The organism is Pseudomonas sp. UBT, assembly GCF_050915955.1.
Classification (GTDB): Bacteria; Pseudomonadota; Gammaproteobacteria; order Pseudomonadales; family Pseudomonadaceae; genus Aquipseudomonas; species Aquipseudomonas antarctica_A.
In genome coordinates, this window is the sequence record NZ_CP168079.1 from 3,961,584 (window position 1) to 3,981,054 (window position 19,471).

Sequence of the window (19,471 nt, forward strand, 5' to 3'; positions counted from 1 at the left end):
ATGTCCAATTCCCTGTTCAGCCTGGGCTTCGGCGTCGGCACTCAGAACCGCCAAGGTGCTTGGCTGGAAGTGTTTTACGCACAACCGCTGCTCAACCCGTCGGCCGAAATCATCGCTGCCATCGCACCGATCCTGGGTTACACCGAAGGTAACCAGGCCATCACGTTCACCGTCTCCCAGGCCCTGCAACTGGCCGACGCACTCAAAGGCGTCGACACAGCCCAAGCCGCCCTGCTGAGCCGCCTGGCTGAAAGCCACACTCCGCTGGTCGCGACCCTGCTGGCCGAAGACGCTGCACTGACCTCCACGCCTGAGGCCTACCTCAAGTTGCACCTGCTGTCCCATCGCCTGGTCAAGCCGCACGGCCTGAGCCTGGCGGGCGTGTTCCCGCAACTGCCGAACGTGGCATGGACCAGCCAGGGCGCGATCGACATCAACGAGCTGGCCGAGCGCCAACTGGAAGCCCGCCTGCGTGGCGAGCTGCTGGAAGTGTTCTCGGTGGACAAGTTCCCGAAAATGACCGACTACGTGGTCCCGGCCGGCGTGCGTATCGCTGACGCTGCGCGTATCCGCCTGGGCGCCTACGTGGGCGAAGGCACCACCGTGATGCACGAAGGTTTCGTCAACTTCAACGCCGGTACCGAAGGCCCGGGCATGATCGAAGGCCGTGTATCGGCTGGCGTCTTCGTCGGCAAAGGTTCGGACCTGGGCGGCGGTTGCTCCACCATGGGCACCCTATCGGGCGGCGGCAACATTGTGATCAAGGTAGGCGAGGGCTGCCTGATCGGCGCCAACGCCGGTATCGGCATCCCGCTGGGCGACCGCAACACTGTGGAATCGGGCCTGTACGTAACCGCCGGGACCAAGGTTGCACTGCTGGACGAGCAGAACCAACTGGTCAAAGTGGTCAAGGCGCGCGAGCTGGCCGGTCAACCTGACCTGCTGTTCCGCCGTAATTCCGAGACCGGTGCCGTGGAGTGCAAAACCCACAAATCGGCCATCGAACTGAACGAAGCGCTGCACGCTCACAACTAAGCAGCCACTCGATGCCACTAGCGGGCCGCGCCTTCGGGTCGCGGCTCGCTTATACGAGTCTTGAACACCATGCTTGTGCCCTCTCCCTGGCGCGCCGATTTCCCGGCCATCGCCACCCTGCAACGGCAAGACCAGACCTACCTGGATAACGCCGCGACCACGCAAAAACCCCAAGCCCTGCTGGACGCCATCAGCCATTACTACGCTAACGGCGCAGCCAATGTGCACCGTGCCCAGCATTTGCCCGGCGCCCATGCGACCCAGGCCTTTGAAGACAGTCGCAGCAAGGTCGCGCAGTGGTTGAACGCAGGTGACAGCGGGCAAATCATCTTTACCCACGGCGCAACCTCTGCGCTGAACCTCCTGGCTTATGGCCTGGAGCATTTATTCAATGCGGGCGATGAGATTGTCATCAGCGCCCTGGAACACCACGCCAACCTGCTGCCCTGGCAGCAATTGGCCAAACGTCGCGCACTCACGCTGGTGGTATTGCCGCTGGGTGATGACGGTGTAATCGATCTGCAAGCCGCCGCCGAATTGATCGGCCCGCGCACTCGCGTGCTGGCGGTGAGCCAATTGTCCAACGTGCTTGGCGCCTGGCAACCGCTGGAGGCCTTGCTGGCGCTCGCCAAGGCCCACGGCGCACTGACCGTGGTCGATGGCGCCCAGGGCATCGTCCATGGTCGTCACGATGTGCAGGCCCTGGGTTGCGACTTTTATGTGTTTTCCAGCCACAAACTCTACGGCCCCGACGGCGTTGGCGTGCTGTATGGGCGCAACGAAGCCCTGCATCACCTGCGTCACTGGCAGTTTGGTGGCGAGATGGTGCAACAGGCGGACTACCAAAGCGCCAGCTTCCGCCCTGCCCCACTGGGGTTCGAAGCCGGCACGCCGCCGATTGCCGGCGTGATTGGCCTGGGCGCTACGCTGGATTACCTGAGTTCGCTGGATCAGCCGGCAGTGGTCGCCCATGAAGCCGCGCTGCACGACTACCTGCTGCGCGGGTTGAAGGCACGCAATGGCATCCGCGTCTTGGGCTCGCCGCAGGTAGCTTTGGCCAGTTTTGTGGTGGAAGGCGTGCATAACGCCGACCTTGCGCACCTGCTGACCGAGCAAGGCATAGCCGTACGTGCCGGGCACCATTGCGCCATGCCGCTGCTCAAGGCGATGCACTTATCCGGAGCGATCCGCGTGTCCCTGGCGCTTTACAACGATTCGGATGACCTGGAGCGTTTCTTTGAAGCGCTGGACCAGGCGCTGGATATGTTGCGATGAGCTTGCCGGTGGAGGCCGTCAGCGCGCTTGAGTCGTTTCAAGCCGTAGGCAGCTGGGAGCAACGCGCCCGGATGCTGATGCAATGGGGCGAGCGGTTGCCGGCTTTGGCGGATGCGGACAAGGTCGACGCCAACCTCGTGCAGGGCTGCGAAAGCCTGGTGTGGTTGGTCGGCCACTTGCAGGCCGGTCACTGGCAGTTTGCCGCGAGCAGCGAGGCGCGGATGATTCGTGGGTTGGTGGCGTTGCTGCTGGCGCGGGTCAATGGGCTGTCGGCGGCCGAGTTGCAGGCCGTCGACCTGCCTGACTGGTTTGCACAGTTGGGCCTGTCGCGACAGTTGTCGCCGTCGCGCAGTAATGGCTTGAATGCCGTTCTGCAGCGGATGCGGGAATTAAGCCGTACACAGAACTAAATGTGGGAGCTGGCTTGCCTGCGATTGCATCAGCGCGGCCCCCCCTGAAAGACCGAGGTGCCTGCATCGCAGGCAAGCCAGCTCCCACATTTTAGAATTGCGCAGGGCAACGAGAGTCAGGCGGGCTTGACCCGCTCGGACGGCCTGCGCACCCCGGCCACAATCTTGTCGACTGCCTTGGTCGCCGCCACCATGCCGAAGGTGGCCGTCACCATCATCACCGCGCCAAACCCACCGGCGCAGTCCAGCTTCACGCCGTCACCGACAAAACTTTTCTGCAAACAGATGCTGCCGTCCGGCTTGGGATAGCGCAGCTGCTCGGTGGAAAACACGCAGGGCACGCTGTAATGGCGGGTCACGGTGCGGGAGAAACCGTAATCGCGGCGCAGCGTGGAGCGCACTTTCGACGCCAACGGATCGTTGAAGGTACGGTTCAAGTCGCAGACCTGGATCAGCGTCGGGTCGATCTGCCCGCCCGCGCCGCCGGTGGTGATGATCTGGATCTTGCGGCGCTTGCACCAGGCAATCAGCGCCGCCTTGGCGTTGACGGCGTCGATGCAGTCGATCACGCAATCGATATTCGGGGTGATGTACTCGGCCATGGTGTCGCGCGTGACGAAGTCCGCCACCGCATGCACCGTGCAGTCCGGGTTGATGCCGCGCAGGCGCTCGGCCATCACTTCGACCTTGGGCTTGCCCACGGTGCTGTCCAGCGCGTGCAACTGGCGGTTGCTGTTGCTGACGCAGACATCGTCCAGGTCAAACAGCGAAATCTCGCCCACCCCGCAGCGGGCAATGGCTTCCGCCGCCCAGGACCCTACGCCGCCGACGCCGACGATCGCCACATGGGCCGCTTTCAAGCGTTCCAGGCCTTCAATGCCATACAAGCGGGCGACGCCTGCAAACCGCGGATCTTCTGTGCTCATGACCATTACCCCAAAAACCGGCGCGCATTATGGACTAAGCAGCGACAAGTTCGAAGCGACAAGCTACAAGTAAAGAACTTAGAGGGTGTTTCGCTGACTAACGTCCGGCTTTTCTCTGTCTGCTATACGCTCAGGGACGGGCCGGTGTAGGATGCGCGCCGTTCGGCGTAGGCCGACACCTCTTTTCGTTCCACACCCTTTGGAACCCGAAATCGCTATGTCATCGCGTAAATTTGGACTCAACCTGGTGGTGGTGCTGGCAATTGCCGCGCTGTTCACCGGTTTCTGGGCGCTGATCAACCGCCCGGTCACTGCCCCCAACTGGCCCGAACAGATCTCCGGGTTTTCCTACTCGCCGTTCCAGCAAGGCCAGTTCCCGCAGAAAGACCAGTACCCAAGCGACGAAGAAATGCGTCGCGACCTCGAGATCATGAGCAAGCTGACGGACAACATCCGTACCTACTCGGTCGACGGCACCCTGGGGGATATCCCCAAGCTGGCCGAAGAGTTCGGTCTGCGCGTGACCCTGGGTATCTGGATCAGCCCGGACCTTGAACGTAACGAACGCGAAATCCAGCGCGCCATCGAACTGGCCAACAGTTCGCGCAGCGTCGTGCGGGTAGTGGTCGGTAACGAAGCGTTGTTCCGTGAAGAAATTACCCCGCAAGCGCTGATCGTGTTGCTCGATCGCGTGCGCGGCGCCGTGAAAGTACCGGTGACAACGTCCGAGCAATGGCACATCTGGGAAAAGAACCCGCAACTGGCCAAGCACGTCGACCTGATTGCCGCGCACATCCTGCCGTTCTGGGAATTTATTCCGATGGACAAGGCCGGCCAGTACGTACTCGACCGCGCCAGGGACCTGAAGAAATTGTTCCCGAAAAAACCACTGCTGCTGTCGGAGGTTGGCTGGCCGAGCAACGGGCGCATGCGTGGGGGTAATGAAACGTCCCCGGCAGACCAGGCGATTTACCTGCGCACGCTGGTGAACAAGCTGAACCGCCAGGGCTACAACTACTTCGTGATCGAGGCCTTCGACCAGCCGTGGAAAGTCAGCGACGAAGGTTCAGCCGGTGCTTACTGGGGTGTGTACAACGCCGCGCGCCAGCAGAAATTCAACTTTGAAGGCCCTGTGGTCGCGATCCCGCAATGGCGCGTGCTGGCCATCGGCTCGGTGGTGCTCGCGCTGCTGTCGCTGACCTTGCTGATGATCGACGGCTCGGCCCTGCGCCAGCGTGGCCGGACCTTCCTGACCTTTATCGCCTTCCTGTGCGGGTCGGTGCTTGTGTGGATCGGCTACGACTACAGCCAGCAATACAGCACCTGGTTCAGTGTGACCGTCGGGATCTTGCTGGCACTCGGCGCGCTGGGCGTGTTTATCGTGTTGCTGACCGAAGCCCACGAATTGGCGGAAGCGGTATGGACTCACAAACGCCGACGTGAATTCCTGCCAGTGGAAGGGGATTCGGACTACCGCCCGAAAGTGTCGATCCATGTGCCGTGCTACAACGAGCCGCCGGAGATGGTCAAACAGACCCTCGACGCCCTGGCCGCCCTGGATTACCCGGACTACGAAGTTCTGATCATCGACAACAACACCAAGGACCCCGCTGTTTGGGAACCGGTGCGCGATTATTGCGAAACCCTCGGGCCGCGCTTCAAGTTCTTCCACGTTTCGCCCCTGGCCGGTTTCAAGGGCGGCGCGCTGAACTACTTGATCCCGCATACCGCCAAGGATGCCGAAGTGATTGCGGTGATCGACTCGGACTACTGCGTGTCGCCGAACTGGCTCAAGCACATGGTGCCGCACTTCGCCGACCCGAAAATTGCCGTGGTGCAGTCGCCGCAGGATTACCGCGACCAGAACGAAAGCACCTTCAAGAAGCTCTGCTACGCGGAATACAAAGGCTTCTTCCATATCGGCATGGTCACCCGTAACGACCGTGACGCGATCATCCAGCACGGCACCATGACCATGACCCGTCGCTCGGTGCTCGAAGAACTCGGCTGGGCCGACTGGTGCATCTGTGAAGACGCCGAACTGGGCCTGCGCGTATTCGAGAAAGGTCTGTCGGCGGCGTATTACCACGACAGCTACGGTAAAGGCCTGATGCCGGACACCTTTATCGACTTCAAGAAACAGCGTTTCCGCTGGGCCTACGGGGCGATTCAGATCATCAAGCGTCACACCGCCAGCCTCTTGCGCGGTAAGGGCACCGAGCTGACCCGTGGCCAGCGCTACCACTTCCTGGCGGGCTGGTTGCCGTGGGTGGCGGACGGCATGAACATCTTCTTCACCGTCGGCGCCTTGTTGTGGTCCGCGGCGATGATCATCGTGCCGACCCGTGTCGATCCGCCGCTGCTGATTTTCGCGATTCCACCCTTGGCGCTGTTCGTGTTCAAGGTGGGCAAGATCGTCTTTCTATACCGCCGTGCAGTCGGCGTGAACCTCAAGGACGCGTTCTGCGCGGCCCTGGCCGGGTTGGCGTTGTCTCACACCATCGCCAAGGCGGTGCTGTATGGTTTCTTCACCACCAGTATTCCGTTCTTTCGTACACCGAAAAACGCGGATAACCACGGCTTCTGGGTAGCCATTTCCGAAGCCCGCGAAGAAATGTTCATCATGCTGCTGTTGTGGGGCGCGGCGCTGGGGATCTACCTGGTGCAGGGCCTGCCGAGCAATGACATTCGCTTCTGGGTAGTGATGCTGCTGGTGCAATCGCTGCCGTACGTGGCGGCGTTGATCATGGCGTTCCTCTCGTCGCTGCCAAAACCGGCGCCGAAGGGTGAGCCGGCAACGGCAGAGTAAAAACTTGCGCAATGCACTAAACGGCGGCCTCTGGCCGCCGTTTTGCTATAAGATAACGGCCGTTTTGTGAGACTTGGCCCAGCCCTGCTTTCTGTGGGAGCTGGCTTGCCTGCGATGCAGACGCCGCGGTCTGGCAGGTACACCGCGGCGATGCTATCGCAGGCAAGCCAGCTCCCACATTGAACCTGCGCCGTTTCAAGATCTGTATTCCACATTCGTCCTGCGCGCCCCTTACACGCTTCCCGGAGTTTCCCCATGACGGCCCATGCCGACCTTTCGCCGACCCTTCAACTCGCTATCGACCTGATCCGTCGCCCGTCGGTCACACCGATCGACGCCGACTGCCAGAAGCTGATGATGCAGCGCCTGGGCGACGCCGGTTTCAAGCTTGAGCCAATGCGCATCGAGGACGTGGACAATTTCTGGGCCACCCACGGCAACCATGAAGGCCCGGTGCTGTGCTTTGCCGGCCACACCGACGTGGTCCCGACCGGCCCGGTGCAGGCCTGGCAGAACGACCCGTTCGACGCGTTGATCGACGAAGACGGCATGCTTTGCGGCCGTGGTGCGGCAGACATGAAAGGCAGCCTGGCGGCAATGCTGGTGGCATCCGAGCGTTTCGTTACCGACTACCCGGACCACAAGGGCTCGGTAGCCTTCCTGATCACCAGCGATGAAGAAGGCCCGGCGCACCATGGCACCAAGGCTGTGATCGAGCGGCTGGCGGCACGCAAGGAGCGCCTGGACTGGTGCATCGTCGGCGAACCGTCGAGCACGACCCTGGTGGGCGATGTGGTCAAGAACGGCCGTCGTGGCTCTCTCGGCGCCACCCTGACCGTGCGCGGTGTACAAGGCCACGTGGCGTATCCACACCTGGCGAAGAACCCGATCCACCTGGCCGCACCGGCCCTGGCCGAATTGGCCGCCGAGCATTGGGACGACGGCAATACCTTCTTCCCGCCGACCAGCTTCCAGATTTCCAACCTCAACTCCGGCACCGGCGCCACCAACGTGATCCCCGGTGACCTGACGGCGGTGTTCAATTTCCGCTTTTCCACTGAATCCACCGTGGAAGGCTTGCAACAGCGCGTTGCGGCGATCCTCGACAAACATGGCCTGGACTGGCACGTAGAGTGGGCGCTGTCAGGTCTGCCGTTCCTCACCGAACCGGGCGCGTTGCTGGATGCGGTATCGGCCAGCATCAAGGCAATTACCGGCCGCGAGACCAAGGCCTCCACCAGCGGCGGTACGTCCGACGGGCGTTTCATCGCCACGCTGGGCACCCAAGTGGTCGAGCTGGGCCCGGTCAACGCGACGATCCACCAGGTCAACGAACGTATCCTGGCCAGCGACCTCGACGTGCTGACCGAAATCTATTACCAAACCCTGATCAAGTTGCTCGCCTGATGCTCGCTTGCCCCATTTGCAGCGCACCGCTCAACGCGGTGGACAATGGCGTGGCGTGCCCGGTCGGGCACCGTTTCGACCGTGCGCGCCAGGGTTACCTGAACCTGTTGCCGGTGCAGCACAAGAACAGCCGCGACCCGGGCGATAACCTGGCCATGGTCGAAGCACGCCGCGACTTCCTCAACGCCGGGCACTACGCCCCGGTGGCCAAGCGCCTGGCCGAACTGGCCGCCGAGCGCGCGCCACAGCGTTGGGTGGACATCGGCTGTGGCGAGGGTTACTACACCGCGCAACTCGCCGAAGCCCTGCCCGATGCCGACGGCTACGCGCTGGATATCTCCAGGGAAGCCGTCAAGCGCGCGTGCAAACGCAACCCGGCGCTGACCTGGTTGATCGCCAGCATGGCCCGCGTGCCGTTGGCCGATGCCAGCTGCCAGTTCCTCGCCAGCGTGTTCAGCCCATTGGACTGGCAGGAGGCCAAACGCCTGCTCAGCCCCGGTGGCGGCTTGATGAAAGTTGGCCCGACCGCGGGCCACCTGATGGAACTGCGCGAGCGCCTGTACGACGAAGTGCGTGAATACACCGACGACAAGCATTTGGCCCTGGTGCCGGACGGCATGAGCCTGGCCCACAGCGAAACCCTGGCGTTCACCCTGAGCCTGGCCGAACCCAAAGACCGCGCCAACCTGCTGGCGATGACGCCCCACGGCTGGCGCGCGAGTGCCGAGCGCCGCGCCGAAGTGATTGAGACCGCCGAGCCGCTGCAGGTCACTGTGTCGATGCGCTACGATTATTTCGTGCTTCAATAACCGACTTTTAAGCATCCGCGAATGGATTTTCGAATCCCGCAACGAGGAACATCCATGCGCCAACCTGATATCGAGATTTACCTGAAGGACGCCGACGTCGACTACAAGGCCATTGCCGCCTGGCTGGGCGCCGCCCTGGGCCCGTGCACCGACTGGGTCCAGAGAGGCCAGACCTACAAGTGCAAGGCCGGCAGCGTGCCGGTCACCTGGCTGCCAAAAGCCGTCGGCAAATGGAACAGCCTGTACCTGGAAAGCGACCAGACCCCGTGGGACGACGACATCGCGTGCGCCCGCGCTGCGTTTGCTGCGCTGAACGTCGAAGTGCGTTGCGCGCCGGGTAGCTGGGTTGAGGAAGAAGGCGAGGAAAGCGCTGACACCTGGATTCGCATCAGCGTGGACGGTGAAGAGCAGATCACCTGGAAAACGGCTTAAGAGCAGCTACAAGCCTCAAGCCTCAAGCAAAACCGCTTGCAGCTTGAGGCTTGTCACTTGCGGCTCGGCCTTACAGGCCGACCACATCCTCCGCCTGCAACCCCTTCTCGCCGGTCACCACGGCGTACTCCACCTGCTGGCCTTCGGCCAATGAACGGTGGCCATCACCGCGAATGGCGCGGTAGTGCACAAACACATCCTTGCCGTCCTCACGCTGAATAAAGCCATAGCCTTTTGCATCGTTGAACCACTTCACATTGCCGGTTTCGCGCGTTGCCATCTGTCTTACTCCCACATGCATTTTTATTGTTGAGTCGTTCGCATTGAACTGCCGAGTATAAGACAGGCTCAAAAACGATCAACTCAAGTTTACATCGCCGCTTTTTTGCCGATTTTCGGCGAATACGGCACACTACCCACCCGAGCGCCTGCTCGGTTTTTTCCACTTGAAGCAGCACGCCTATGACCCGCTCCCCGTTCCGCCGTCTGGTGTTTGGCACCTTGCGCCGACTGTTGTACCTCTGGGTTCGCTCCGAGACGATCAACCAGTCGTCCCTAACCCTTAACCTCGACCGCAGCCGGCCGGTGTTCTACGTCCTGCAATCGCCCTCCCTCACCGAATTGGCCGTGGTCGATACCGAGTGCACCAAGGCCGGCCTGCCGCGCCCGGTGCTGCCGGTATCGGTAGGCCCGCTGATCGAACCCGCCGCATTCTTCTACCTCACGCCGGAGCCGGACTGGCTTGGCCGCCAGGACAAGCGCGGCGCGCCGCCGACCCTGACCCGGCTGGTCAACACCCTGACCGAACACGCCGAAGAGAATGCACAAATCATTCCCGTCAGCGTGTTCTGGGGGCAGTCGCCCGAGAGCGAGTCCAGCCCATGGAAACTGCTGTTTGCCGACAGCTGGGCCGTCACCGGCCGTCTACGCCGGCTGTTGAGCATCCTGATCCTGGGTCGCAAGACCCGCGTACAATTCTCCGCGCCTATCAACCTGCGTGAATTGATCGAGCACAATAAAGGTCACGAACGCACCGTGCGGATGGCCCAGCGCATCCTGCGTGTGCACTTTCGTAACCTGAAGACCGCCGTGATCGGTCCTGACCTGTCCCACCGCCGCAATTTGGTGAAGGGCCTGGTCAATATGCCGCTGGTGCGCCAAGCCATCAGTGAAGAGGCCGAACGCGAAAAAATCACCCCGGAAAAAGCCAAGGCCCAAGCCCTGCGCTACGGCAACGAGATCGCCTCGGACTACACCTACACCGCGATCCGCTTTCTCGAAGTGGTACTGAGCTGGTTCTGGAACAAGATCTACGACGGCATCAAGGTCAATAACATCGAGGGTGTGCAAAAGGTTGCCCAGGGTTATGAGGTGATCTACGTGCCTTGCCACCGTAGCCATATCGACTACCTGCTGCTCTCGTACCTGCTGTTCAAGAATGGCCTGACCCCGCCGCACATCGCCGCCGGCATCAACCTGAACATGCCGGTGATCGGCAGCCTGCTGCGCCGTGGCGGTGCGTTTTTCATGCGCCGCACCTTCAAGGGCAACCCGCTGTATACCTCGGTGTTCAACGAATACCTGCACACGCTGTTCACCAAGGGTTTCCCGGTGGAGTACTTCGTGGAAGGCGGGCGCTCGCGCACCGGGCGCATGCTGCAACCGAAAACCGGAATGCTGGCAATCACCCTGCGCAGTTTCCTGCGCTCTTCGCGCATGCCGATCGTGTTTGTGCCGGTGTATATCGGCTATGAGCGTGTGCTGGAAGGCCGCACTTACCTCGGCGAGCTGCGTGGCGCGAGCAAGAAGAAAGAATCGATCTTTGATATTTTCAAAGTGGTCGGCGCGCTCAAGCAGCGCTTTGGCCAAGTCGCGGTCAATTTCGGCGAACCGATCAAGCTGGCCGAGTTCCTCGACACCGAGCAACCTGACTGGCGCAGCCAGGAGCTGGGGCCGAACTACAAACCCGCCTGGCTCAACGAAACCACCAACCGCCTCGGTGAGCAGGTGGCGCGCCACTTGAACGAAGCCGCCGCAGTCAACCCGGTGAACCTGGTGGCGCTGGCGCTACTGTCCACCACCCGCCTGGCCCTGGACGAACAGGCCATGGCGCGTCAGTTGGACCTGTACCTCGCGCTGCTGCGCCGCGTGCCGTACTCGCCGCATACCACCTTGCCGGAAGGCGATGGCATGGCGTTGATCAAGCACGTCAAGGACATGGACCTGTTGTCCGAGCAAAGTGACGCCCTTGGCAAGATCCTGTACCTGGACGAGCAGAATGCCGTCCTGATGACCTATTACCGCAACAACGTGCTGCACATCTTCGCCCTGCCCGCACTGCTGGCAAGCTTCTTCCAAAGCAGCTCGCGGATGAGTCGCGAACAAATCCTGCGTTACACCCGCGCGCTCTATCCGTACCTGCAATCGGAGTTGTTTATCCGCTGGTCGCTGGAGGAGTTGGACGCGGTGGTTGACCAGTGGCTTGAGGCGTTTGTCGAGCAAGGCCTGCTGCGTTTCGAAAACGACGTCTACCTGCGCCCGGCCCCCAGTTCGCGGCACTTTGTGCTGCTGACGCTGCTGTCCAAGAGCATCGCCCAGACCCTGCAACGCTTCTACATGGCGATCTCGCTGCTGCTCAACAGCGGCCAGAACAGCATCAGCGCCGAGGAGCTGGAAGACCTGTGCACGATCATGGCCCAGCGCCTGTCGATCCTGCATGGCCTCAATGCCCCGGAGTTCTTCGACAAGAGCCTTTTCCGACATTTCATCCAGACTTTGCTGGAGCAAGATGTGCTGCGCCGCGATGAAGCCGGCAAGTTGAGCTACCACGACCTGCTCGGTGAACTGGCTGAAGGCGCAGCGAAGCGCGTGCTGCCAGCCGATATTCGCCTGTCGATCCGGCAGGTGGCGTTGCATCGCGTTGATGGCGCAGCCGAGGCGCCAGTCGAACCTGAGCCGGTCAAACCTGAAGAAAGCCGCTAGATTGAATGAGGCGTCGGGCGGATTCCGGCGCCTTTGAAAAGGAGCTGTACCATGAAAAAGATCATCCTCCTCGGCCTGACCGCCCTGCTCGGAGCCTGCCAATCCATGAACCCTGCCGCCAAAGCCAGCCTCGACGGCGAAGTGTTCTACCTGCAACGCATTGCCCTCCCGCCCGCCGCCACCTTGAGCGTCATCCTGCAGGACGTGTCCTTGATGGACGCCCCGGCCGTGACCCTCGCCGAACAGAAAGGCCCGGTAAAAGGCCAGGTGCCACTGCCGTTTCACCTGAGCTACGACCCGGCCCACATCAAGCCAGGGCACACTTACTCGGTGAGCGCTCGTATCGAGCTGGATGGCAAGCTACTGTTTATCACCACCGAACGGCACGCTGTGCAGCTTAATGGTCAAGACCCACAACCGCTGCGCCTGCGGGTGGATGCGGTCGCACACTGATATTTTCCAGAACATAAGCCCGATCAAAAGGAAGCGCCCATGCTCCGTAACTCCCTTCGCCTCACAGCCCTGTGCGCCGGCCTGCTGCTTGGCGCCAACGCCATGGCGCTGTCGCTTGGCAGCCTGTCCCAGAGCGACGCCAGCGGCGGCCTCAAGGACGCACTGACCCAGGGCGCACAGATCGCCGTGAAACAACTGGGCGTACCCGGTGGTTTCAGCAACAACCCGGAAGTGAAAATCGGTCTGCCAGGCAAGCTCGGCAAAGTGGCCGACAAGCTGAAGATGTTCGGCATGGGTGATCAAGTCACACAGTTGGAAACCAGCATGAACAAGGCGGCTGAAACTGCCGTGACCCAGGCGCAACCGATTCTGGTCAATGCGGTAAAAAACATGAGCGTGACCGACGCCAAGGGCATCCTCACCGGTGGCCAGGACTCGGCGACTCAATACCTGAACAAAAGCAGCCGCGAAGAGATCCGCGCCAAGTTCCTGCCGATCGTCAAGGCCGCTACCGACAAGGTTGGCGTGGCACAGCAGTACAACGCCCTGGCGGGCAAGGCCGCGGCATTTGGCGCGGTTGATGCCAAAAGTGCCAACGTCGAAAGCTACGTGACCGAACAGGCGCTGGACGGCTTGTTCAAAATGATTGCGCAGCAGGAAGAAACCATTCGCAAGAACCCGGCGGCTGCGGCCACCAGCCTGGCGAAGAAGGTGTTTGGCGCGCTGTAATATCTCAGAGTCACCCTTCACTCTTCTGCGCCAAGGTAGTTCCTGACACACCTGGGCGCAGTTGTCTTGCGCTAGCGAAACAGCGGATACAAAGGCCTATAGGGCAATGGCTGCTCACAGATCGGGTATGGCTGTGGGTGCGGTTTACCGTGGCTCGGCTTGGCGGATTGGGTATGCCCTACAACTGGCTGGGCGGAATAAGGGCGGCGAGGCCCGGGCTGTCCATACACCGGTCTCTTCGCCCTGGTGGTCTCAACCTGTTTGCAAGGCAAATGATTGCCCACCAATGCCTCGAAAAACGCCTCTTTGAAAGCAGCAATCGCAGTACAAAACGACATATGACACTCCATAAACTCATTGAATCAGGCCCGACCCCCAACAGGCGAAGTCGAAACCCGTGCCTGTCCATCAGGCAATGCTGAGTGGAGTGAAAAAGGCGAACGTTCCACAGCCGCCGATGCCTGTTTGCATCAGCATGTAAATCAATGAATGACCGAACTCGCCAGCCGCCCGATCATGATCGTTGCAAAACAGCCGATGGCCACGGATGTCGCGCGGTTGATCTTCAATGGAGTGAGCCACGTCTTCTGAATGCCTTCAAAGCGGCTGCCCAGCACGATCCACGCAGCCCCTACCGGTATCACCACCAACGCAAGGGTGGTCATGAACCCTATATAGCCTTGCAGCGAAGCAAAGGCGCTGGCCGGTGCGATAAACGAAACGATCAGCAGGCCTTTGGGGTTCATCACGGTGAGCCAGAAAAAATACAGGCCGGAAAAACCATCCCCGGTCGCAGTGATAGCACTGCTTTTGCGCTGCCACAGCTTGAACGAGACATACAACAAGTAGCAGGCCGCCGCCAGTTGCGTGATGTTCAACATCCCTGGCGAATAGGCCGCGAGATAAAGCAACGCCACGCCCCACACCGACACCTGTAACAAGTAGGCCAGGCATTCGATAAAGACCAGCGTCCACGAAGCCCGATACCCGAACAACACCCCCGCACGGAACAGCAGGGTGTTGGTCGGGCCTGGGGCGAGCAACAACAACATCAGGGCTGAAACGGTGGCCAGCATGATTACGCGACGTCCTTCCTCACTCGGAACCACGCAGCATACAGGGCTGGCAAGAACAATAGGGTCAACGCCGTCGCCACAATCAATCCTCCCATAATCGCCACCGCCATCGGCCCGAAGAACACGCTGCGTGACAGCGGAATCATCGCCAGCACCGCCGCCAGGGCTGTCAGCACAATAGGGCGGAAGCGTCGGACGGTGGCTTCAATGATCGCCTGCCATGGCGCCAATCCAGCCTTGATGTCCTGTTCGATCTGGTCCACCAGGATCACCGAGTTGCGCATGATCATCCCCGACAAGGCGATGGTCCCCAACATGGCGACGAAGCCGAAGGGCTGGCGGAATACCAGCAGGAACAAGGTCACCCCGATCAAGCCCAGCGGTGCCGTCAGAAACACCATCGCAGTGCGTGAGAAACTGCGCAGTTGCAGCATCAGCAGAGTCAGCACCACCACGATGAACAGAGGCACACCGGCCTTGACCGAGTTCTGGCCACGGGCGGAATCCTCGACCGTGCCGCCAACTTCGAGCAAGTAGCCGTCCGGCAGTTCTGCACGCACGCCTGCGAGTGTTGGCAGTATCTGCTGCACCAGCGTCGCTGGTTGTTCCTTGCCGTAGATGTCGGCGCGCACGGTGACGGTCGGCAGGCGGTTGCGATGCCAGATAATGCCCTCTTCGAAGCCGTATTCGAGGGTGGCAATCTGCGACAGCGCCACGCTTTTGCCATTGTCGGTCGGCACCGCCAGGCTCGGCAGCAACGACAACTCGGTGCGCTCATGCACGGTGCCGCGCAGGAGGATTTCGATCAACTCGTTGTCCTCGCGAAATTGGCTGACGGTGGAACCGGTCAGTGAACTCTGCAGGAATTTCGACAGGTTGGCGGTGCTTACGCCAAGGGCACGGGCGCGGTCCTGGTCGATACTGAGGTAGACAACTTTGCTCGGTTCTTCCCAGTCCAGGTGCACGTTAACCACATGGGTATTTTCGCGCACCCTGGCCGCCACTTTGCGGGCCAAGGCGCGGACTTCTTCGATGTGTTCGCCGGTCACACGAAACTGCACCGGATAGCCCACGGGCGGGCCGTTCTCCAGGCGCGTGACCCGCGAGCGCAGTTCGGGGAATTGCTCGTTAAGGGTTTCGATCAGCCAGGTGCGCAGGCTTTCGCGCTCTTCGATGGTTTTGGCCAGCACCACAAATTGCGCGAAGCTTGCAGCCGGCAGTTGCTGGTCCAGGGGCAGATAGAAACGCGGCGAACCGGTGCCGACGTAGGCCACATAGTTTTCGATGCCTGCATGCTCCTTGAGCAAGGCTTCCAGGCGTTTGACCTGGTCGGCAGTGTTGCTCAGGGAAGCGCCTTCCGCCAGTTTCAGGTCAACCATCAACTCCAGGCGACCGGAAGCGGGAAAGAACTGTTGCGGCACAAATCGGAACAGCGCCACCGAGCCGATAAACAGCAGCAGGGTCAGGACAATTACTGTCTTGCGTCGACGCACACACCATTCAACCAAACGTCTTACGCGCTGGTAGAACGGCGTACCGTAAGGATCGGGGCCATCGGTGCCGTGTTTGGCCGCGTGAATTTTCGCCAGGTCCGGCAGGAGTTTTTCTCCCAGGTACGGCACAAACACCACCGCAGCGACCCAAGAGGCCAGCAAAGCAATGGTCACCACCTGGAAGATCGAACGGGTGTATTCGCCGGTGCTCGATTGTGCGGTGGCAATCGGCAGGAAGCCCGCCGCCGTGATCAACGTGCCAGTCAGCATGGGGAACGCGGTGCTGGTCCAGGCAAAGCTGGCGGCCTTGATCCGGTCGTAACCCTGCTCCATTTTGATCGCCATCATTTCCACGGCGATGATGGCGTCGTCGACCAGCAACCCCAAGGCCAGCACCAACGCACCGAGGGAGATTTTGTGCAGGCCGATACCGAGGTAATACATGGTTGCAAAGGTCATCGCCAGCACCAGCGGAATCGCCAGGGCCACGACCATACCGGTGCGCACCCCAAGTGAGAAAAAGCTCACCAGCAAGACGATGGCCAACGCCTCGGCCAATACTTGGACGAATTCACCGACGCTGGTTTTCACTGCCGCCGGCTGGTCCGACACCTTGCGCAGTTCCATGCCAGCCGGAAGGTTCTTCTGCAGGCGTGCGAATTCGCCTTCGAGGGCCTTGCCCAATACCAGAATGTCGCCGCCATCACGCATGGCCACGGCCAGGCCGATGGCGTCCGCGCCCATATAACGCATGCGCGGTGCCGGTGGGTCGTTGAAGCCACGGTGGATGTCGGCCACGTCTCCAATGCGGAACGTGCGGTCACCCACGCGAATCGGGAAACTGCGGATCTCATCCACAGTTTTGAAGCTGCCTGACACGCGCAGTTGCACACGTTCGGTCGGGGTTTCAAAGAAGCCGGCCGTAGACACGGCGTTCTGCTCCTGCAATGCCTGCTGCACTGCCGCCAGGGGCAGGCCGAGGGTGGCCAGTTTGAGGTTGGACAGCTCGATCCAGATTTTCTCGTCCTGCAGCCCAAGCAGCTCGACCTTGCCCACATCCGGCACACGCTGCAGTTGAATCTGGATGCGATCGGCGTAGTCCTTGAGCACGGCGTAGTCGAAGCCATCGCCGGTCAGCGCGTAGATATTGCCGAAGGTGGTGCCGAACTCATCGTTGAAAAACGGCCCCTGGATGTCCGGCGGCAAGGTTTGGCGAATGTCACTGATCTTCTTGCGCACCTGGTACCACAGGTCCGGAATCTGCGCGGAGTGCATCGAGTCGCGGGCCACAAAGGTGACTTGCGACTCACCGGGCCGCGAGAAGGAAACGATGCGCTCGTAGTCGCCAGTCTCCATGAGTTTTTTCTCGATACGCTCGGTGACCTGGCGCGAGACTTCCTGGGCGGTGGCCCCGGGCCAATTGGTCTTGATGACCATGGCCTTGAACGTGAACGGTGGGTCTTCGCTTTGCCCCAGCTTGGTGTAGGACAGAGTGCCGACCACAGCCAGCAGGATCATCAGGAACAGTACGATCTGGCGATTACGCAACGCCCATTCGGAAAGATTGAAACCCATCGGGGACTACTCCTTGGCCGCCAGATTCACAACTCGGTTGGAGCGATCCACCGGGCGCACTTGCTGGCCCTCATGAAGCACATGCACGCCCGCTGCAATCACCCAGTCGGTGGGGGCCAAGCCTTCGAGGACCGGCACGGTTTTCTCGCCAAAGGCGCCAATGCGCACCGGTGTGCGTTTCAGCGTGTTGTCAGGTTGCACACGCCAAACGAAGGACGCGCCGTTCTCCGCACTCAGGGCAGACAGCGGTACCGACAGAGGAATTACGCCGTCAGCCTGTATGAAAACTCGGGCACTCTGGCCCAGTTCGGCCGGGACTTTGCCACCCGTGAAGGCGACGCGAGCAGCGAATGTGCGCGATTTAGGATCGGCTGCGGGCGACAACTCACGGATGCGCCCGGTAAAGCGTTGGTCTGGCTGGCTCCACAACTCCACCGACACCGGCTGGCCGATCTTGAACCGGCCGAAGCCTTGCTCGGGCAGGCTGATCAGCACTTCGCGCTCACCATCGGTGGCCAGGGTGAACACGGTTTGGCCGGCGGACACCACTTGGCCGACTTCCACCGCGCGCTTGGCGACGACACCGTCCTGTGGGGCGCGCAGCACCGCATAGCCAGCCTGGTTGCTCGATACATCGAATTCGGCCTTTATCTGCTTCAGGCGCGCTTCACCGGATCGGTAAAGGTTTTCGGAATTGTCGTACTGCGAGCGGCTGACCATCTGACGGTCCATCAGGGTCTTGTAGCGGTCACGCTCGGCGCGCACCAGGCTCAGGTTGGCCTCGGCGGCGGCAACCTGGGCACGCGTGGCTTCCAGTTGCAGGCGCACATCCTGCGGGTCGAGCTCTGCCAGCGGCTGGTTAGCCTTGACCCGCTCGCCCTCCTCCACCAGCCGCTTGCTGACTTTACCGCCAATACGAAAGGCCAGATCCGGCTCATAACGGGCACGTACTTCACCCGGGTAGCTGTCCATTGCCTGGGCGGAAGGCTGCGGTTGCACCACCATCGCCGGGCGGACAGTGGTTTGGGCCGCTTCTTCATGGCCGCAGGCGGCCAATAGGAAGACCAGGCTGACAGGCAACGCAAGGGGCAGGAAAGTGCTGCGCATGCTGAAGGACCTTTCGCAAATGGAGCTAGGAATAATTATACTGGCCGGTATGTTATTAATACCAAACTCGCCAGTCCAGTATTAAAGGTGAAAATGTCCGACAATCGAGTGAACACCAATAGCCCCGGGCGTCCCAAGGACATGGCAAAACGCCAGGCAATTCTCGAAGCAGCTAAAATTCTGTTTTTGAGCAATGGCTACGCCAGCACCAGCATGGATGCCGTGGCCCTGGAGGCCGGCGTGTCAAAACTGACGGTCTACAGCCACTTCACCGACAAAGAGACCTTGTTCACCGCCGCCGTCGTGGCCAAGTGCGAGGAGCAATTGCCGGTGATGTACTTCGAATTGCCCGAAGGCATGCCGGTGGAGACTGTGTTGTTGAACATCGCGCGGGGGTTCCATCGGCTGATCAACAGCGAGGAGTCGGTGAACCTGCATCGCCTGATGATGACCACCGGCAATCAGGACGTGAAACTCTCGCAGATTTTCTTCGAAGCCGGTCCCATGCGCATGCTGCAGGGCATGGAGCGCCTGCTCAGCCGGATCGACCAGAGCGGCGCCCTGAGCATCGACAAACCGTTGACGGCGGCCGAGCATTTCTTTTGCCTGCTCAAGGGCACGGCGAATTTCTGCTTGCTGTATGGCTGCGGCGGGCCACTGAATGAGGAAGCCGCCGAAGCCCATGTGCAGGAAGTGGTGGGGTTGTTTATGCGGGCCTATAGGGCCTGAAGTCTTGTGCCGCCCTTACTGGCGCTATCGCAGGCAAGCCAGCTCCCACCGTTGACCGTGTTCTCATGCTGGAATGCATTCTCCTGTGGGAGCAGGGCTTGCCTGCGATGAGCATAGGTATCTACACATTTTTTTTACGGGTTGAGTGCTGTGGTTGTCGGGGGGGGCGCTGAGTACATATCCGTTGTTTGGGTCACGGCTGACATGGGTTCCGCCCTTACGGC

Annotated in this window: 16 protein-coding genes; 11 read left to right on the plus strand and 5 right to left on the minus strand. The window is 61.0% G+C overall.

The window, feature by feature from the left end:
- From dapD to ACDZ94_RS18300, 3 genes are all read left to right on the plus strand, one after another.
- Positions 1-1,035 (plus strand): 2,3,4,5-tetrahydropyridine-2,6-dicarboxylate N-succinyltransferase, encoded by a 1,035-nt coding sequence (dapD, locus tag ACDZ94_RS18290; protein WP_064451063.1) that lies wholly within the window; start codon positions 1-3, stop codon positions 1,033-1,035.
- A gap of 69 nt (positions 1,036-1,104) precedes the next feature.
- Entirely contained in the window at positions 1,105-2,310 is a 1,206-nt protein-coding gene (locus tag ACDZ94_RS18295; protein ID WP_064451062.1) for an aminotransferase class V-fold PLP-dependent enzyme, read from the plus strand.
- Positions 2,307-2,720 (plus strand): SufE family protein, encoded by a 414-nt coding sequence (locus ACDZ94_RS18300; protein WP_064451061.1) that lies wholly within the window; start codon positions 2,307-2,309, stop codon positions 2,718-2,720. The genes ACDZ94_RS18295 and ACDZ94_RS18300 overlap by 4 nt, the downstream gene beginning before the upstream one ends.
- Before the next feature lie 116 nt (positions 2,721-2,836).
- On the opposite strand, the gene tcdA is transcribed toward ACDZ94_RS18300, so the two are convergent.
- Positions 2,837-3,646: a tRNA cyclic N6-threonylcarbamoyladenosine(37) synthase TcdA gene (gene tcdA / locus ACDZ94_RS18305; RefSeq protein WP_407017898.1), complete on the minus strand. Its 810-nt coding sequence runs from the start codon at positions 3,644-3,646 to the stop codon at positions 2,837-2,839.
- A 217-nt stretch (positions 3,647-3,863) separates the two neighbouring features.
- Here tcdA and ACDZ94_RS18310 point away from each other — a divergent pair, with 217 nt between their 5' ends.
- The 4 genes from ACDZ94_RS18310 to ACDZ94_RS18325 all read left to right on the plus strand — a co-directional run bounded on the left by ACDZ94_RS18310 (position 3,864) and on the right by ACDZ94_RS18325 (position 9,103).
- A complete protein-coding gene (locus ACDZ94_RS18310; RefSeq protein ID WP_064451059.1) occupies positions 3,864-6,455 on the plus strand; it encodes a glycosyltransferase in 2,592 nt (863 codons plus the stop codon).
- Positions 6,456-6,710: 255 nt separating this feature from the next.
- Positions 6,711-7,862 (plus strand): succinyl-diaminopimelate desuccinylase, encoded by a 1,152-nt coding sequence (gene dapE / locus ACDZ94_RS18315; RefSeq protein WP_221294084.1) that lies wholly within the window; start codon positions 6,711-6,713, stop codon positions 7,860-7,862.
- Positions 7,862-8,671, plus strand: a complete 810-nt coding sequence (locus ACDZ94_RS18320; RefSeq protein WP_432750559.1) for a putative RNA methyltransferase — start codon at positions 7,862-7,864, stop codon at positions 8,669-8,671. The genes dapE and ACDZ94_RS18320 overlap by 1 nt, the downstream gene beginning before the upstream one ends.
- Before the next feature lie 54 nt (positions 8,672-8,725).
- The gene (locus tag ACDZ94_RS18325) at positions 8,726-9,103 is read left to right on the plus strand and encodes a hypothetical protein (protein ID WP_221294082.1); all 378 of its coding nucleotides are present in this window, start codon (positions 8,726-8,728) and stop codon (positions 9,101-9,103) included.
- Positions 9,104-9,173: 70 nt separating this feature from the next.
- Here the strand turns inward: ACDZ94_RS18325 and ACDZ94_RS18330 are convergent, their stop codons facing one another.
- Positions 9,174-9,383, minus strand: a complete 210-nt coding sequence (locus tag ACDZ94_RS18330) for a cold-shock protein (protein ID WP_032891681.1) — start codon at positions 9,381-9,383, stop codon at positions 9,174-9,176.
- A gap of 182 nt (positions 9,384-9,565) precedes the next feature.
- On the opposite strand from ACDZ94_RS18330, the gene plsB reads away from it, so the two are divergent.
- The 3 genes from plsB to ACDZ94_RS18345 are packed head-to-tail and all read left to right on the plus strand — an operon-like array spanning position 9,566 to position 13,267.
- Positions 9,566-12,085: a glycerol-3-phosphate 1-O-acyltransferase PlsB gene (plsB, locus tag ACDZ94_RS18335; RefSeq protein ID WP_064451055.1), complete on the plus strand. Its 2,520-nt coding sequence runs from the start codon at positions 9,566-9,568 to the stop codon at positions 12,083-12,085.
- A gap of 51 nt (positions 12,086-12,136) precedes the next feature.
- On the plus strand, positions 12,137-12,538 hold the full coding sequence (locus ACDZ94_RS18340) for a YbaY family lipoprotein (protein ID WP_432750560.1): 402 nt from the start codon (positions 12,137-12,139) through the stop codon (positions 12,536-12,538).
- 39 nt (positions 12,539-12,577) lie between these two features.
- Positions 12,578-13,267 carry a DUF4197 domain-containing protein gene (locus ACDZ94_RS18345; RefSeq protein ID WP_064451053.1) on the plus strand — a complete coding sequence of 230 codons (690 nt, stop codon included), beginning with the start codon at positions 12,578-12,580 and terminating at the stop codon, positions 13,265-13,267.
- 482 nt (positions 13,268-13,749) lie between these two features.
- Here ACDZ94_RS18345 and ACDZ94_RS18350 read toward each other — a convergent pair whose 3' ends face one another.
- From ACDZ94_RS18350 to ACDZ94_RS18360, 3 genes are read right to left on the minus strand one after another with little or no spacing between them, the layout of a single operon-like run.
- A complete protein-coding gene (locus tag ACDZ94_RS18350; protein WP_064451052.1) occupies positions 13,750-14,343 on the minus strand; it encodes a LysE family translocator in 594 nt (197 codons plus the stop codon).
- Between the two features lie 2 nt (positions 14,344-14,345).
- The gene (locus ACDZ94_RS18355; RefSeq protein WP_432750561.1) at positions 14,346-17,411 is read right to left on the minus strand and encodes an efflux RND transporter permease subunit; all 3,066 of its coding nucleotides are present in this window, start codon (positions 17,409-17,411) and stop codon (positions 14,346-14,348) included.
- A gap of 6 nt (positions 17,412-17,417) precedes the next feature.
- Positions 17,418-18,518 (minus strand): efflux RND transporter periplasmic adaptor subunit, encoded by a 1,101-nt coding sequence (locus tag ACDZ94_RS18360; RefSeq protein ID WP_221294080.1) that lies wholly within the window; start codon positions 18,516-18,518, stop codon positions 17,418-17,420.
- A gap of 93 nt (positions 18,519-18,611) precedes the next feature.
- On the opposite strand from ACDZ94_RS18360, the gene ACDZ94_RS18365 reads away from it, so the two are divergent.
- Positions 18,612-19,247 carry a TetR/AcrR family transcriptional regulator gene (locus tag ACDZ94_RS18365; protein ID WP_064451049.1) on the plus strand — a complete coding sequence of 212 codons (636 nt, stop codon included), beginning with the start codon at positions 18,612-18,614 and terminating at the stop codon, positions 19,245-19,247.
- The last annotated feature ends 224 nt before the right edge of the window (positions 19,248-19,471 follow it).

Bases quoted from the DNA above. Each gene is read 5' to 3' on its own strand.
- ACDZ94_RS18340 (WP_432750560.1), top strand. From the start codon at position 12,137: ATGAAAAAGATCATCCTCCTCGGCCTGACCGCCCTGCTCGGAGCCTGC.
- dapD (WP_064451063.1), top strand. From the start codon at position 1: ATGTCCAATTCCCTGTTCAGCCTGGGCTTCGGCGTCGGCACTCAGAAC.
- ACDZ94_RS18325 (WP_221294082.1), top strand. From the start codon at position 8,726: ATGCGCCAACCTGATATCGAGATTTACCTGAAGGACGCCGACGTCGAC.
- ACDZ94_RS18365 (WP_064451049.1), top strand. From the start codon at position 18,612: ATGTCCGACAATCGAGTGAACACCAATAGCCCCGGGCGTCCCAAGGAC.
- tcdA (WP_407017898.1), bottom strand. From the start codon at position 3,646: ATGAGCACAGAAGATCCGCGGTTTGCAGGCGTCGCCCGCTTGTATGGC.
- plsB (WP_064451055.1), top strand. From the start codon at position 9,566: ATGACCCGCTCCCCGTTCCGCCGTCTGGTGTTTGGCACCTTGCGCCGA.
- ACDZ94_RS18345 (WP_064451053.1), top strand. From the start codon at position 12,578: ATGCTCCGTAACTCCCTTCGCCTCACAGCCCTGTGCGCCGGCCTGCTG.
- ACDZ94_RS18355 (WP_432750561.1), bottom strand. From the start codon at position 17,411: ATGGGTTTCAATCTTTCCGAATGGGCGTTGCGTAATCGCCAGATCGTA.
- ACDZ94_RS18330 (WP_032891681.1), bottom strand. From the start codon at position 9,383: ATGGCAACGCGCGAAACCGGCAATGTGAAGTGGTTCAACGATGCAAAA.
- ACDZ94_RS18295 (WP_064451062.1), top strand. From the start codon at position 1,105: ATGCTTGTGCCCTCTCCCTGGCGCGCCGATTTCCCGGCCATCGCCACC.
- ACDZ94_RS18350 (WP_064451052.1), bottom strand. From the start codon at position 14,343: ATGCTGGCCACCGTTTCAGCCCTGATGTTGTTGTTGCTCGCCCCAGGC.
- ACDZ94_RS18360 (WP_221294080.1), bottom strand. From the start codon at position 18,518: ATGCGCAGCACTTTCCTGCCCCTTGCGTTGCCTGTCAGCCTGGTCTTC.
- ACDZ94_RS18320 (WP_432750559.1), top strand. From the start codon at position 7,862: ATGCTCGCTTGCCCCATTTGCAGCGCACCGCTCAACGCGGTGGACAAT.
- dapE (WP_221294084.1), top strand. From the start codon at position 6,711: ATGACGGCCCATGCCGACCTTTCGCCGACCCTTCAACTCGCTATCGAC.
- ACDZ94_RS18310 (WP_064451059.1), top strand. From the start codon at position 3,864: ATGTCATCGCGTAAATTTGGACTCAACCTGGTGGTGGTGCTGGCAATT.
- ACDZ94_RS18300 (WP_064451061.1), top strand. From the start codon at position 2,307: ATGAGCTTGCCGGTGGAGGCCGTCAGCGCGCTTGAGTCGTTTCAAGCC.